This is a genomic window from Paenibacillus sp. FSL R5-0519 (genome assembly GCF_037974275.1).
In the GTDB taxonomy this organism is placed as follows: domain Bacteria; phylum Bacillota; class Bacilli; order Paenibacillales; family Paenibacillaceae; genus Paenibacillus.
Map to the genome: position 1 here is coordinate 3645457 of NZ_CP150234.1, position 13843 is coordinate 3659299.

Consider the following 13843-nt stretch of genomic DNA (forward strand, 5'->3'; position numbering starts at 1 on the left):
GACCCGTGGATGTATTTTTCCATGTGTGTTTACCATCTTACATTCTCCCATCCTCTCTGGCACTCTTCCCGAAATCGTTGGACCCATTGTTCAGAGATCTCATCTGCAATCGGGTCAAAGGAAGGGGCTGATACCGTAATACCGTCCGATTGAACTCCCAAAAACGCTAACACATCCATGACGGTCCCCTCATAATCTTGTATAAAATCCTCATAAACAATTGTCATCGGTTCAATGCCCGATTCGGACAGAAAATCTTCGATTGCAGCTTCGCACATGTTACTCTCAACAAGCAAATGTTTAATCGCATCAAAGTTGTATTGATCTGCAATATCTTGTATGTGAGGGCAATCTCCATGCTTGCGATGCCACTCCCCCGAAACAATGGCTCTCCACCACGACACCGCCAATCTGACTTTGTTGCGACGTGTCATGTATATATGCTTGTTACAATTCGGAAACCCCGTACTCCATACCTCAGCTCGCGATAACACTGGTGGCAGATGATAGAGACTACGAAATGCATCAATCCATCGTTGTTCAAAATTAATCTTTATGCCAAACACGCCGTTTGACGTTGTCCCCTGGCTCCAAATCTGCTCCAGATCTTCATGTTTCAAATGATCTGGACTTTTAAACTGATAATGCAGCCATTCGTTCGGATAACCGGCTACACCTGTAGAACTTAAAGCGTCACCCAATAGAGTACTGCCCGTGCGTTGGGAGAACCAAATGGTATAACTTTGCGCAGGTTGCTTCATAGGGTTACCTCTCTTTCTTCCCTTAAGGGTATGTTCATTGCCAAAAAGAAAAACAAATGCTCCTTTCCATGTGAACGGATTGGTGGAATGCATGCAAAAAAGCCATAGATGAACTAAAGTTCATCTACAGCTTATAACCGAAAGAGTCCGGATGAAATGCAAGCATTTCCCGAACCTCCTCTGCATCGCAATAATGATGAGCGTCCACGACAGGGGTGCACAAACATGACTGTCTAAACGCGATCATTGCAAAAAATCGGATTAATGTCACTATGCTTATGCGTATTCAGTTATTGATTCGAAATCTGTATAGGCATAAACATAATCATCATCCCACCCGTTTCACATATTTGTTGTTTATTGTATTCGCTGGTTTAACATCCGTCAAGATAATTTTAACTGAATTGTTATTTAATTCATGTCATTAATCTTTCAATTCCTGCTACATACCCAATGATGTGGACTCCGTTTGCTTCTCTCTAACAACAAGGCGTCTATGTGCGATCAGAAGAAAAGGAACTCCCAGTGCAGTCGTCAGTGAAATCGGTACAAAGACAGCGAGCCCATTCTCTGCTCCAAATTGACTTAACAACACCCCTCCCATTACAGGAGCAATGACACTACCAATATTATTGAAGCCGATAGTTCCGAAATACGTCCCCTTCCATTCGGGCTTCGCAATCCGGTCGATGAGCATATCCATCATCGTGAACAACAGCACTTCCCCAATGGTAAATAGTATGACACTCATCATCATCATGAGTACACCTTCAGCGATTCCGACCATCATCAGACTGGTTGCAACAAGCAGGTTACCCACAATCAGAGGAACAAGCGGTGGAAAGTTTCGGAAGGTTCGCACAAGCGGATACTGAATAATCAGTACCGTCACCGCATTCAGGGAAAGCATGTACGAGAACATCTGACTTCCATTTTCGAAGATCGGGCTCCTCGCCAAGTACTGTGCCAACGTAGAACTAAAGTGCCCGTAACCCAGAACACAAAATGTGGTACCGATTAATACTGGCAGAAACACCCGGTCGCGACCAGTGGTTATGAGTGCTTCACGCAAACGTGGTGCGGTTGCCTGATGACGCTCTGGCAGATTGGCATGCTGTAGCTTGAATTGCAGAAATAATACAAGTCCATAGGCTATGTATATCAAGCCGGAAATCATAAATGGGAACGTTGATTCAGATGATCCCAGCTGAAATCCGATAATTGGCCCAAAGACCACACCAAGATTAACTGCAGCATATCTGAGGTTGAACACCAGCAATTTGTTCTGCGGAGACGTAATATCCGATAACAGTGCTCTGGAGGTGGGCTCAAATACCGCGCGGCATAATCCGTTTAACGTATTGGCAACAAAGAACACCCATAGATGCTCTGCTGCTGAAAAAATGAAAAACACACCTGCCCAGCTAAATACCGAGATTAACATCACGATTTTGCGACCAATCCGGTCCGAAATATAACCGCCATAAAAGCTGACCATTACACCTGCCAGCGAGCTAACGGCCACAGTAACACCGGTCTGGGTAGGTGTAGCCTCTAGTACACGTGTCAGATAAATGGATAGAAACGGGATACTCATTGACGTGACAAGACGTCCAAACATGGTTCCGATAATGATGGTCCATGCCAAGGGGTGAATTTGCCTTAAATATTGCTTCATGCGAACTTCTCCTATTCATTCTAGATGCTTCAGAAGCGGACTTTTTGAACAACTTCTACTAATGTATAATTGTAAGGATAAAAGGGGGAAAGAAAAGTGTAAACATTTGATCACACTTTTCACCTTTAATAGAGGAGTTATGCACATGGATACTCTACATACACACTTTCTAAGGCTCGCCGGTTCCGAACAACTTTCATTCAAGCTCCATGAACCTGTAGCGGTAACCATTGATAGCCTGTCCGCTGCCTTGTGCTGCACCCCTCGTAATGTGAAGTTCATTATTAGAAAATTGGAGGAGCAAGGCTTCATCCACTGGCAACCCGGGCGTGGTCGTGGGCACCATTCGGAGTTAACGTTGCTGCGTAGCATGAATGAAGCGCTGGAAGCGAGTTTTACCGAACTTCTCTCTAAAGGCAAAATGAAAGATGCCATTGAACTCATCGGAACCATTCAGATGCATGATTCATTGCGAGAACAGCTCATGCTTTCCCTCCATCAACAGATGGGATTTCACAGCCACGACGAAACTTCCTCAGGTCAGGATATCCTGCGCATTATGAGGTCTCGCCAGTTAGGCGATTTGGACCCAGCCTTTGTGTATACTGCTTTTGAAACCTATCTGTTGAGCCAGGTCTGTAATACATTAATCACTTATGATGCCAAAAAAGAATCATTCCGCCCAGCATTGGCTCATATGTGGGAGTGCAGCGAGGACCACCGATTATGGACCTTCTATCTCAGGAAGGGTGTACGTTTTCACAACGGTCGTGTCATGACATCCCGGGATGTGCAAGCAACGTTGCAACGATTAAAAGACGTGCATAGTCCGTCCATCTGGTTATATCGGGATATCGAACACGCGGAAGTAGCAGGTGATTACTGCATCAAGTTTGTTCTTCGTCGTCCTAATCGGTTCTTTTTGCATCTGTTCAGCTGTATTCGAATGACGATCCTGCCCTACGATTACAATGTAGCCAATACCTTAATTGGTACCGGTCCTTTCCAGATCTCTGAGCTGAATGAAGATGTATTGGAACTTACTGCATTTGATGCCTACTACGGCATTCGGCCACATCTGGATCAAGTCCATTTCTGGTTCGTACCTGACCTGAGCCCGAATGATCGTTATTATGAGCTACCAGGTACAGATCGATTGAGTCTCGCAACAGGCTTTGAACGGACCAACAGCATCAATTATCCGGCACTGGGTTGTCAGTATATGCTGTTTAATTTTCACAAGGAAGGCATCCATCATCATCCTCTATTTCGACAAGCCCTTCGTATCGTCTATGATTCGGTCGCTCTTGTCAGAGATCTCGGTGGCAATCGGATCACACCAGCCAGCAGTTTCCTTCCCTGGAGAAGTGCAGCCCAAGATTGGACAGCGGTTTCTCTTGACCATGCTCGTGAATTGCTGCATGGCTGTGGATACCAGGGTGAGACGATAACTTTATCGTATAAGCAAAATAAGGATGCAGATGTTGCGGAGTGGTTCCAATATCGTGCGCAGTCCATCGGAATAAACATCAGCATGCAGCCCGTTGTGGATTATTTCAACTCAGAGGAAACCACGAACGCACAATTGATCTTGGCTGAAGAGATACTGGAGGAAGATTGGCAGTACGGCATGATTCATTTTTTCAAAAACCTGTCCAACCATTTTCATATGTGTATGTCTCCTGCATTCCAGTCTCAACTGGATGACAAACTGGATCATTTCGCGAAGCTTCATCGGGAAGACCGTACAGTGCTCCTGGACGAAGCTGAAGCCTTGCTTCGTGATCAATGCTGGATCTTGCATGGTTGCCACATGAACAAGCAGGCTGAACTGGATCAAAGCATCTTCGGCATGCAGATAGCAGAATTCGGATATATGGACATCTCCAAATTGTGGATCAAAAATCCTTAGTGATATTCCTGTGCAGTTGCATCTGTGGGATACAGGGGTGGACCAAAATCATGGAACAGCAAAAAAAGCCGCTAGTTTATTTGTGATAAGCTAACGGCTCTATTGCCAATCTATTTTTTAGTACAATTAGAAATTAGTTTCAAAGATTATGTTTGACGTAATAGGTTTCCAAGACTTGCATGATGGACTCGATTTTAATCGGTTTGCTGACATACGCATCCATGCCTGCCTTCAAGCATTTATCCTTGTCTCCTCTTAACGCATTGGCAGTTACCGCAATAATGTACGGACAACTCTCGGAGTGCAAAGAATTTTTAATCACTTTTGTCGCTTCGAATCCATTAAGCCTTGGCATATGCACATCCATGAAGATAATATCATATGAATTGTGTTTGACCGCTTCGACTACCTCAATACCGTCCGCCACACGATCCACAAAGTGTCCTTTTTTCTCCACAATTCTGCTAAGGACAAGCTGATTCACCTCATTGTCTTCTGCGACTAATATTCGCAAGGCTGAGGTTCTGCTCTTCTTCTGCTGTTGATCCAATCTGTTGCTTTCTTCACCATTATTTAATTTGAATTGGGCAGTAAATATAAATATTGTACCCGGTTGATCCGAATCCTCAATCCAAATCTCGCCCTGCATAAGCTCCACCAGTTTCTTGCTAATGGCTAGGCCAAGACCGGTACCTTGAGGTTTGCGGATCATAAAATTCTCCAGTTGGTAGAAGGGTTCAAATAATTGTTGTCTCCTCTCAGCCGGAATCCCAATGCCCGAATCCTTCACTTGAAAATAAAGCTTCACGCTATTGCTGGACTGCTCCTTAACCCCAACTTTAATATCCACGCCGCCTTCTGAAGTGAATTTGACCGCGTTGCCAATGATGTTGGTAAGCACCTGTTTCAGTCGATACGCATCACCATATACCGGAGTTGGTATGACATCTTCTACGCACATACGAACATCCAGTTTTTTTTCAATAGCCAGTGGTTTTACGATTTGTACCGTCTCGGTCACGATTTCTACGACATCAAAAGGATCTTCTACCAGATCGGTTTTGCCTGACTCGATTTTGGAAAAATCAAGAATATCATTAATGATAGCCAGCAAGGAATCCCCACTCTTCTGAATGATTTCAATATATTCCTTTTGTTCCGCGCTAAGTCCAGGAGTATCCAATAGCAAATCCGTCATCCCAATTACACCATTCATAGGTGTGCGGATCTCGTGGCTCATCATCGCTAAAAATTCACTTTTGGCCTTATTCATTCTCTCCGCTGTCTCTTTGGCAACAAGCAGTTTCTTCTGCTCCATGATATCCTTCGCAATCAGGTAAAACCCGACATTGGTTTGATTTACAATGATTGGAGCAAGCGTAGCCAAGACTTCGGTCTCAGAGCCATCGGTGTGCCTTACAGCGTTGATTTCCTTTTCAGCCATCTCATAATTACTGCCCAAGATCAGACCCAAGTTGTCGGCTCCGATAAATCTGCTTATGCTTGTGCCGATCATCTCAGCCACGGGACAGCCCGTCATGTTGACCGCTACGGGATTGGCATTCATAATATTACCATCCATGTTAAACGAGATAATGGCGTCATGATTGTATTTCTTAAGCGAAGTGTATCGCTCCACAGATTCCTGTAATTTAAATTCGATGCGTTTGCGTTCAGTTATATCCTGTAGTGTCCCGTTTAGCTGGACTGGCTGATGATTCTCATCGAACGTAATCAATCCACGCAAGTGAAGATACTTCTCACTTCCATTCGTACTAATGTGCTTGTACTCGAAATCTAGCGCTTTCCCTTGTTTTGCCCATTCCATTTGTTCGTATAAGGAGGCTTTATCCGCGGGATTAATCACATTAGCTATATCGCTTGCACGATATGATTTTCGTGTACGTTCGAATTCAAGAATCTCAAAAATCTGATCTGAAAGAGCAATCTGGTCATTGACCATATCCCATTCCCAACTGCCAATTAAGGCGATGCGTTCAGCCTCTGCACTGATGTCTTTATGTTTTTTCCGTTCGGATACATCTCGTCCAATTGAAAAAATCTGCATTCCATGCTCAGCATCACCAAAGACCTTGTATGTGGTTTCAAACCACAGATAATGCCCATCTTTATGACGGACCCTAGTATTCAACAGCTTACCCTTGGTCAAGTCCATCTGTGAAATCCGTTCCAGATCTTGTGGATGGAAATATGCATCATTATTTTGACCAATTACTTGTTCTGGCGAATAACCCAGTAAACCTTGAACGGAGGGTGAGCAGAATCTACAAACACCCTGCTGATCGGCAATATAGATGATCTCCTGAGCATGATCTGTTATAAGTTTGAACATCTCTTCGCTATGCAGAAGCTTTTGTTCAGACATTTTGCGGTCAGTAATATCAACAATATGGCAAATAAAGTAAATCGGTTCATCCGTAATTTCGCTACGAACTAATGTAACATGCAATGACGTCCATAAGATGTCACCATTTTTATGGATGTAACGCTTTTCGTATAGATTTTCTTTTATTTTACCCTCAAATAGGTCGTAACTACAGATCATATCGTGTGGTGAATCATCCGGATGTGTAATATCCTGATACGTAAGATTCATTAGTTCATCACTTGTGTAACCTAACATACAGCAAAAAGCAGGGTTCACTTTCATCCATTGCCCTGTCGGAGCAACGAGTGCAATCCCAATAGGCGCTTGGTTGTAAATCTGCTCGAACAATTCATGATGATCGACCTTTTGAACCTGCATTGTAAGCTCTCCTTTTGGCATATAAACTCCATCTAAAGATTGTCGAACTCTAAGATTTTTCCTGATAAAAGATCTTCTATAATAATTAGTCGGTTTTAAAACAACAGTACCTGCTTAATACCCAGAATTTCAGCCCTTGAAACAAAAATTTCCAAGAAATTTGTGTCTATGAAGGCAAACAAGGCCCGGAATCCATCCTATGGAATCCCGACCTTTGTCGTTATCTATCATTATAAGTCATATGCAGTAAGGCATCACGAGAAAAATGGTTTATCGCTCACGACCCACAAGATAATCCAAAAGATGTCTCAAAAATGGAATAGATTTCGGCAACTCGTTTAATGCATCTGTAGCAAGACAGTAATGCTCCCACATCTCTTTCTTCGCGCCTTCATCACCCAGGATGGACACAAAGGTTGAATTGTTGTTCCGCTCATCCTGACCTGCAGGTTTCCCAAGAATGAGATGATTTCCCTCGTAATCCAGCAAGTCATCCTTGATCTGGAAGGCGATCCCCGCATGATAAGCGAACTTTTTCAGCGTAGCCACCTCCGGTTCCTTCACTTGAGCAAGTATGGCTGGCATGACCAGAGCAGCTTCGAAGGCAATGCCTGTTTTGTAAAAACAGATCATATTCAACTGCTCAAGCGTTAACACTTTGCCTTTGGCGTTCAGATCCATCGCTTGCCCCATACACATATCCTCAGCTTTTTCAGCCGAATATTGAATGAGAGTTAGCACGGTTGCTGCATCAAAGCGATTCAATGAGGATTGTTCTCCTATCGCCTTCTGAATGAGAAACAGACCCGTAAGCTCTGCTGTGGCGCTATTGTGTACCTGATGCAGTGTGGAACGTCCACGCCTTGTCGAAGCATTATCCTGGGTAGGCAGATCATCAAAGATCAGGGAAGCAGTATGCATGTACTCCAGCGATCGTAGCAGCGGAACAATAGATGATTCGGGTAGGCCATACTCGCGCACACCCATAACCCAGGTTAATATGGGGCGTAACCTCTTTCCGTCTCCCTGCAAGCTATAATTGGCTGCATCGATCAGCGTTTCTTTCATCTCATGAAGTCCACCGGGCTTCGCAATCTGCAACTCCACATTAATCTGTTCGCGAACTGTTCGAATGGTCTGCTTGAACTCCTCTTTCTCTTGCTTGTCATGTTTTAACTGAAGCACAACCTGATCCCGTAACAATTTATCGAGAAAATCAACGTCATCTGCTTTTCTCACCATCTGTTGAACCAGTTGATTGAATTCAGGCTGCCCCAAGGCAAAGATCGTCATCACTTCATCATATTTCTGCTGCCCCAACCGTTCTTTACAACGCTTCAGACCATTTATAGCCCGATCCAGGATGACCTCCCGGGTCTTGGCGTCCGAGTTGTATACGTCGTGGATCAGGTGAGAGATGACTGCCCAATACAATTCATATGGATTAATCAGATCAGGGCGCAAATCACGATACTTCAAATAGTACGTATAAGGAGTTACAGCCCCTTCTTCCATATCGTCAAACATATCGGCAAAATCATCTGCCAGCTGATTATATATCCCGTAATAGAACGTCCGCAGATCAAATCCTTCATCCACTGGTGCACTGAGTACAGACCGGACAATTAATCGGGAAGACGAAGATTTAATAATAATTGGAATGTACAATTCTTCATTGGTATAATTCGCATTGGCTAATTTCTTGTTGCGATCCATCTCTTGAGACTGAAAGAAAACATAGGATTGCTCTAGGAACGTGCGTTGTTTCTCTGGATGCTGGTAATTCTTGATGTACTCAAATGCTTCCCGAAGCTCGGAATGCACATATTCAATCACTTCAAGGTTAGCACCTTTCCATTCTCCGAGATCAGGTACAACCCCGGTAAGAAGTGCATCGCGTATCATCAGGGAATATTGTTCCTTTTCCTCAGCAGTCAAGGCTTGAGAATCCAGCAGGTCATCCACAAATGGATACGTCAAACCGTAGGAATAACCGAGTCTGATCGCCGCATCAAATCTTCGGGCCCGTTCCTCAGGTGGGGTCTGCTCGTTCATCTCATCGTCCACATGAAGAACCACGCCGAGAATAATTTTGATAAGCTTCCGCTGCGCCTGCTCTGCATCCAGCTCCTTCGGGATGTTGGATGCTACGTTCTTTAATTTGTTCATCACCCAGATAACAGCCGTTTCAATGCGCTCCTTCTGTCCCCACCGGTACAGCGCAGCCAGACTGATGTAATCGGACTGTCCTTTGCGCCCAGCGGCAGAGCCTATAAAATATTTTTTGGTATTCTCGACAACGTGCTGAATTCGGGTCTGGGTATCTGGAGAATCAAGGGCTTGCCCCAGATCTCGCATATAGATATATGAAATACTCCGATCCAGGTAATCATCCAACTTTCCAGTCGTATTCAGCCAGTGGATATATCTATGAACATCCCGGGGATCGGGTTTTCGTTTGCTTGGTGACAAAAGAGAAAGCCAGGCAAAACGATGAATATGTTTTTTTTGCCATACATGAATATCTTGGGTAAGTGCTGTTGTATACGTATTTTCCATAAGTTGTTGCCTAAGAGAAGTAAAATACTGAGATGCTTTCTGCTCAGCTAGCCGATATCCTGCATCAGCCTGTTCTGTAAGTACGTTATTCATAGGGTGGATACCTCAACTTCTATTAATGTTAAACATGTATCCATGAAAGGAGATGAGGTGCTCCATGGACGAAAACTGAACTCATTTGATGATGTATCCAACGTGTCAGCTCATGTTCATAACCTTTATACGGTGATCCAACCGTTTGGTTACGAAATCGTCACTGTTCATTCTACGTACGTGATTTTACAGAATGGAAGACCAGACTTTGACCGCTGTAATGGCGATAAGTACAATTAATGCATACCGAAGTATCCTCACATTGATCATCGAACTAACCTTAGAACCAATGGAAGCCCCCAGCATGCTACCGATCACTGTATAGATAATGGGTTCCAGCGGAATGTCTCCACCCGTCAATTTCCCTATCACACCGCCAATGGCCGAGATAAATACAATTGCCAGTGAAGATGCAATCGTCGTTCGCACGGGGATGTTAAGGATCGTCAGCATGATGGGAATAAGGATAAAAGCACCACCCGCACCCACAATTCCTGATACAATGCCTACTGCAAACGCAGTGCCTGCTGCTATCCATCGGTCGAACACCAAAGGAGCCGAGGTATCAAGCTTTCCTTTTCCGGGAATCAGCATGAGAACAATCGCCAGAATTGCCAAAATACCATAGATCAGATTAATAACTCTTCCATCCAAATGACCTGAGACGAACCCGCCAATCAGACTGCCAGCAAGAATGCTGGAGCCCATGTAGAGCACCAATCCGCGGTGAACAAATGCCCCACCACTTCTCCCCGCTTTTACTTTTCTCCGGAATGCAACAACACCGGCCAGTGAAGCGAAAAATACTTGAAACATACTAATCGACGATACCTCATGTGCTGAGAATGGCTCCAGTCCCATCCAGGATGGAACATATAACAGTAGCGGATAATTGATAATGGCCCCACCAATACCCAACAAACCGGAGAAAAATGAACCGACCAGACCGAGAATAAACATGATGATAAAAAGCTGAAGATCCATCGGTTATGCGCTTCCTTTCGTGCCAATATAAATTTCATTTCGATCCCCATCTAAAGTGCTATACAAGGCGAATATTATCCGTTATAATAAAAACCAAGTAAATTAATCCGAAATGAGTGATTAAGCATGTTTAACGTGTTGAAGACTCTTTTTGAAAATAAATGTCCACAGTGCAACGAAAAATTACAAGCTCATAACGATGCGTTATGCTCGACCAAATCCTGTTCTCAATGTCATTACAAAGAAGAGAGCTATGGCTCTCTCGGAGTCCGAATTGTGTATGACACCACAAAATGATAAAAAGCTATAGCCTTGTTAATTGTATCACGATCTTTGAATTTTCGGGATAATTCGACAAACTTCTTCCCATTTCCTATGTCTCAATTACTGTATGTATGAAAATACAAAAACGGTGCCAAACGAATAAATCGTTCTGCACCGTTTTTTCTGTTTTTTTGAGGATGAATTCCCCGCATTTTAGAAGGTTACTTATTTGGTTTTGAAGCTAAGGAAACCATCATCTACGGCTACGGTTGTCCCATTCACTGCACTGGCTGCATCACTGAACAGGAATGTAACCACACTGGCTACTTTTTCTGGTTGAATAAGTTTTCCACGCATATGTTGAGTAGCAAGCGCATCTTTCATGGCCTGGTCGTCGCCCAGGATCGGTGTTTCAATGAAGCCAGGTGCTACACCAACTACACGAATGCCATGCTCAGCAAGTTCCAATGCACCGGATTTGGACATCATAACAACAGCAGCCTTGGCTGCATTGTAGTTGAAGCTGCCTACTGCAGCAACACTTCCATAGATCGAAGCGGTATTAACAATGGTACCTTGTACATTTAATTCAACCATTTTTTTCGCGCCATAATACATCCCATAATATACACTATGTTGATCTACATCAATGACTCTGTGATAGGATTCCGGGTCCATCTCCAGAAATGGCTTCACAAGTCCAATGCCTGCGTTATTGAAAATACCGCTTAACGTCCCGTATTGCTCAACTGTCCAGTCGATCAGGGCTTTGATCTCGTCCCCTTTGGATACATCCACTTTATATGCGCCCGCTGTTCCGCCTGCTGCTTCAATCTCTGCCGCAAGCTTCTTCGCTCCGTCTTCATTATAGTCAGCGATAACAATAGTCGCACCTTGATCCGAAAGTTGAAGGGCTGTTTCTTTACCAATACCACTAGCTCCACCAGTAATAATGATTACTTTTCCATTGTGTTCAGTCATGATCCAATTCTCCTTTGGCATATGCCTCTCGTGATTACTTGCTATAGTCTAGCTCCTGTCACATTAAATATGCATGAGTCAACGGAAAATAAAAAAAGCGAAGATATCAGAAATTCTATCCCTTCGATATCCCGCCCTTACAAAATATGAAAATTCAAACTGAGTTGTCTTTTGCATATTGAAAATGAATTCAACTTATTCCCCCTGAAGTCCGCTCAGCGGATCTCTCAGGTTATTAATGTTGGTGATCAGTTCTGGAATGCCCGTCTTCTCCCAATTTTCCACCGTGAACCCTTGCTCTGCAATCGTATTCTCGAAATGGTCCACAACTTCCGTTAATTGTGTATTGTAGCTGACCAGATTCTCATGAATGCTCTCACCGATTGCAGGAGCAGTCAGCTGAGAAAATTCGCTTGCTTCTGCTTGAATCAGATCGATTTTCTCCTGAATCTGAGTGGTTATCTCCGGATTGTTCACTGCACCTGATGCGAGATCTTGCAGATCTGCGCCGGCGTTCGATACCTGTTCTATATAATCAGTAGCCCCACTAACATAATTTAAACTTTCATTGGCTTGCTCCACGACAGAACAGGCCGAAATCAAAAGAATACTTGATGCGATAAGGCCTGTCATCATTAATGTGTGCCTTCGTTTTCTTATAAACATGATCATCTCCCTTTCTCCTATTCTAAATCCTTGTTCCAAGTCCATGATACCTGTTTAGACTGTTTTATTGCAAATGGATCTGCATCCAGCGTTATTAACATGTATAATAGTAAAATCACACGGTAAAGGGATGTCATGATAATGCTTCAAGCCTTGAACCAACGCTTGAACCGCATCATGCCACTGATTACCCCAATCAGCATTATTATTGGCGTGTTATGCGGGAGTTTCCTTTCTTATTATACCTTTTTATCTCCTTGGCTCTTTGCGTTCATGACGTTCGCTGGAAGTATCAGTCTTGGGATACGGGATTTTGTGAACGTGCTGAAAAAACCGTTCCCCTTGTTTGTATGTTTGTTTATTTTACATTTGGCGATGCCATTAATTGCTCTCGGTATGGGTCATCTGGTTTTCCCTACAGATGCGTACACCATAACAGGCCTGGTTCTGGCAGCCGTTATACCAACTGGAATAAGCAGCTTCATCTGGGTCAGCATCTATCGGGGCAATATCGCACTTACGCTTTCTATCATCCTGATTGATACGATGCTTGCTCCTTTCGTAGTTCCCGGCGTATTATCTCTGTTGATTGGCACCAGTGTCACCCTGGATACAGCGGCCATGATGAGCAGTCTGTTCTGGATGATTGTAGTGCCATCCCTGCTCGGAATGCTTTTGAATGAGTGGACCAAAGGCGCCATTGTCCCGGTCTGGGGACCGAGATTGAATCCATTATCCAAATTGTTTATGGCATCCGTCGTTGCAATAAATGGATCTGTTGTTGCCCCCTACTTGGCCGATTTCAACTGGAAATTGGCTGGTCTTGCGGTCATCATTATTTTTCTGGCATCTTTCGGTTATGCACTGAGTTACTTCATTGCTCGATTGTTGGGCTGGAATGAGGCCGACCAGGTCGCTCTCGTGTTTAATGGAGGCATGCGTAATATCAGCGCAGGTGCAGTACTCGCTGTTTCGTATTTTCCGCCACCTGTTGCTGTCCCGGTCGTGCTCGGCATGGTATTCCAACAGATGCTTGCTTCCCTGACCGGTTACCTGCTCGGTCGTCGCTCACAGCTTCTGCATAAGTCGGATAAGACATCTGCCGCCTAACAACATACTGGAATGTAAAAAACGCCGACATGATTGTCGGCGTTTTGCATTGGATTGCTTTTATTACT

Annotated in this window: 9 protein-coding genes; 2 read left to right on the forward strand and 7 right to left on the reverse strand. The window is 44.0% G+C overall.

Going from position 1 to position 13843, the window contains the following annotated elements:
* Positions 1–29: 29 nt before the first annotated feature.
* Positions 30–761 carry a Stf0 family sulfotransferase gene (locus MKY73_RS16355; protein WP_339302637.1) on the reverse strand — a complete coding sequence of 244 codons (732 nt, stop codon included), beginning with the start codon at positions 759–761 and terminating at the stop codon, positions 30–32.
* 442 nt (positions 762–1203) lie between these two features.
* Positions 1204–2439 (reverse strand): MFS transporter, encoded by a 1236-nt coding sequence (locus MKY73_RS16360; RefSeq protein ID WP_339302638.1) that lies wholly within the window; start codon positions 2437–2439, stop codon positions 1204–1206.
* Positions 2440–2584: 145 nt separating this feature from the next.
* On the opposite strand from MKY73_RS16360, the gene MKY73_RS16365 reads away from it, so the two are divergent.
* Entirely contained in the window at positions 2585–4351 is a 1767-nt protein-coding gene (locus tag MKY73_RS16365) for an ABC transporter substrate-binding protein (RefSeq protein WP_339302639.1), read from the forward strand.
* A gap of 139 nt (positions 4352–4490) precedes the next feature.
* On the opposite strand, the gene MKY73_RS16370 is transcribed toward MKY73_RS16365, so the two are convergent.
* The 5 genes from MKY73_RS16370 to MKY73_RS16390 form a co-directional block, all read right to left on the reverse strand.
* On the reverse strand, positions 4491–7118 hold the full coding sequence (locus tag MKY73_RS16370) for a PAS domain S-box protein (RefSeq protein ID WP_339302640.1): 2628 nt from the start codon (positions 7116–7118) through the stop codon (positions 4491–4493).
* Positions 7119–7388: 270 nt separating this feature from the next.
* Positions 7389–9770: a polyprenyl synthetase family protein gene (locus tag MKY73_RS16375; RefSeq protein ID WP_339302641.1), complete on the reverse strand. Its 2382-nt coding sequence runs from the start codon at positions 9768–9770 to the stop codon at positions 7389–7391.
* A 186-nt stretch (positions 9771–9956) separates the two neighbouring features.
* On the reverse strand, positions 9957–10754 hold the full coding sequence (locus MKY73_RS16380; protein ID WP_339260886.1) for a sulfite exporter TauE/SafE family protein: 798 nt from the start codon (positions 10752–10754) through the stop codon (positions 9957–9959).
* A gap of 489 nt (positions 10755–11243) precedes the next feature.
* Positions 11244–11999, reverse strand: coding sequence for an SDR family NAD(P)-dependent oxidoreductase (locus MKY73_RS16385; protein ID WP_339302642.1), 756 nt, complete (start codon positions 11997–11999; stop codon positions 11244–11246).
* A gap of 195 nt (positions 12000–12194) precedes the next feature.
* Complete coding sequence (locus MKY73_RS16390; protein WP_339302643.1) at positions 12195–12665, reverse strand: DUF6376 family protein; 471 nt, start codon at positions 12663–12665, stop codon at positions 12195–12197.
* A gap of 141 nt (positions 12666–12806) precedes the next feature.
* Between MKY73_RS16390 and MKY73_RS16395 the strand changes: the two genes are divergently transcribed.
* Positions 12807–13775: a bile acid:sodium symporter family protein gene (locus tag MKY73_RS16395; RefSeq protein WP_339302645.1), complete on the forward strand. Its 969-nt coding sequence runs from the start codon at positions 12807–12809 to the stop codon at positions 13773–13775.
* Positions 13776–13843: the final 68 nt, after the last annotated feature.

Bases quoted from the DNA above. Each gene is read 5' to 3' on its own strand.
- MKY73_RS16390 (WP_339302643.1), bottom strand. From the start codon at position 12,665: ATGTTTATAAGAAAACGAAGGCACACATTAATGATGACAGGCCTTATC.
- MKY73_RS16370 (WP_339302640.1), bottom strand. From the start codon at position 7,118: ATGCAGGTTCAAAAGGTCGATCATCATGAATTGTTCGAGCAGATTTAC.
- MKY73_RS16395 (WP_339302645.1), top strand. From the start codon at position 12,807: ATGCTTCAAGCCTTGAACCAACGCTTGAACCGCATCATGCCACTGATT.
- MKY73_RS16365 (WP_339302639.1), top strand. From the start codon at position 2,585: ATGGATACTCTACATACACACTTTCTAAGGCTCGCCGGTTCCGAACAA.
- MKY73_RS16380 (WP_339260886.1), bottom strand. From the start codon at position 10,754: ATGGATCTTCAGCTTTTTATCATCATGTTTATTCTCGGTCTGGTCGGT.
- MKY73_RS16360 (WP_339302638.1), bottom strand. From the start codon at position 2,439: ATGAAGCAATATTTAAGGCAAATTCACCCCTTGGCATGGACCATCATT.
- MKY73_RS16355 (WP_339302637.1), bottom strand. From the start codon at position 761: ATGAAGCAACCTGCGCAAAGTTATACCATTTGGTTCTCCCAACGCACG.
- MKY73_RS16385 (WP_339302642.1), bottom strand. From the start codon at position 11,999: ATGACTGAACACAATGGAAAAGTAATCATTATTACTGGTGGAGCTAGT.
- MKY73_RS16375 (WP_339302641.1), bottom strand. From the start codon at position 9,770: ATGAATAACGTACTTACAGAACAGGCTGATGCAGGATATCGGCTAGCT.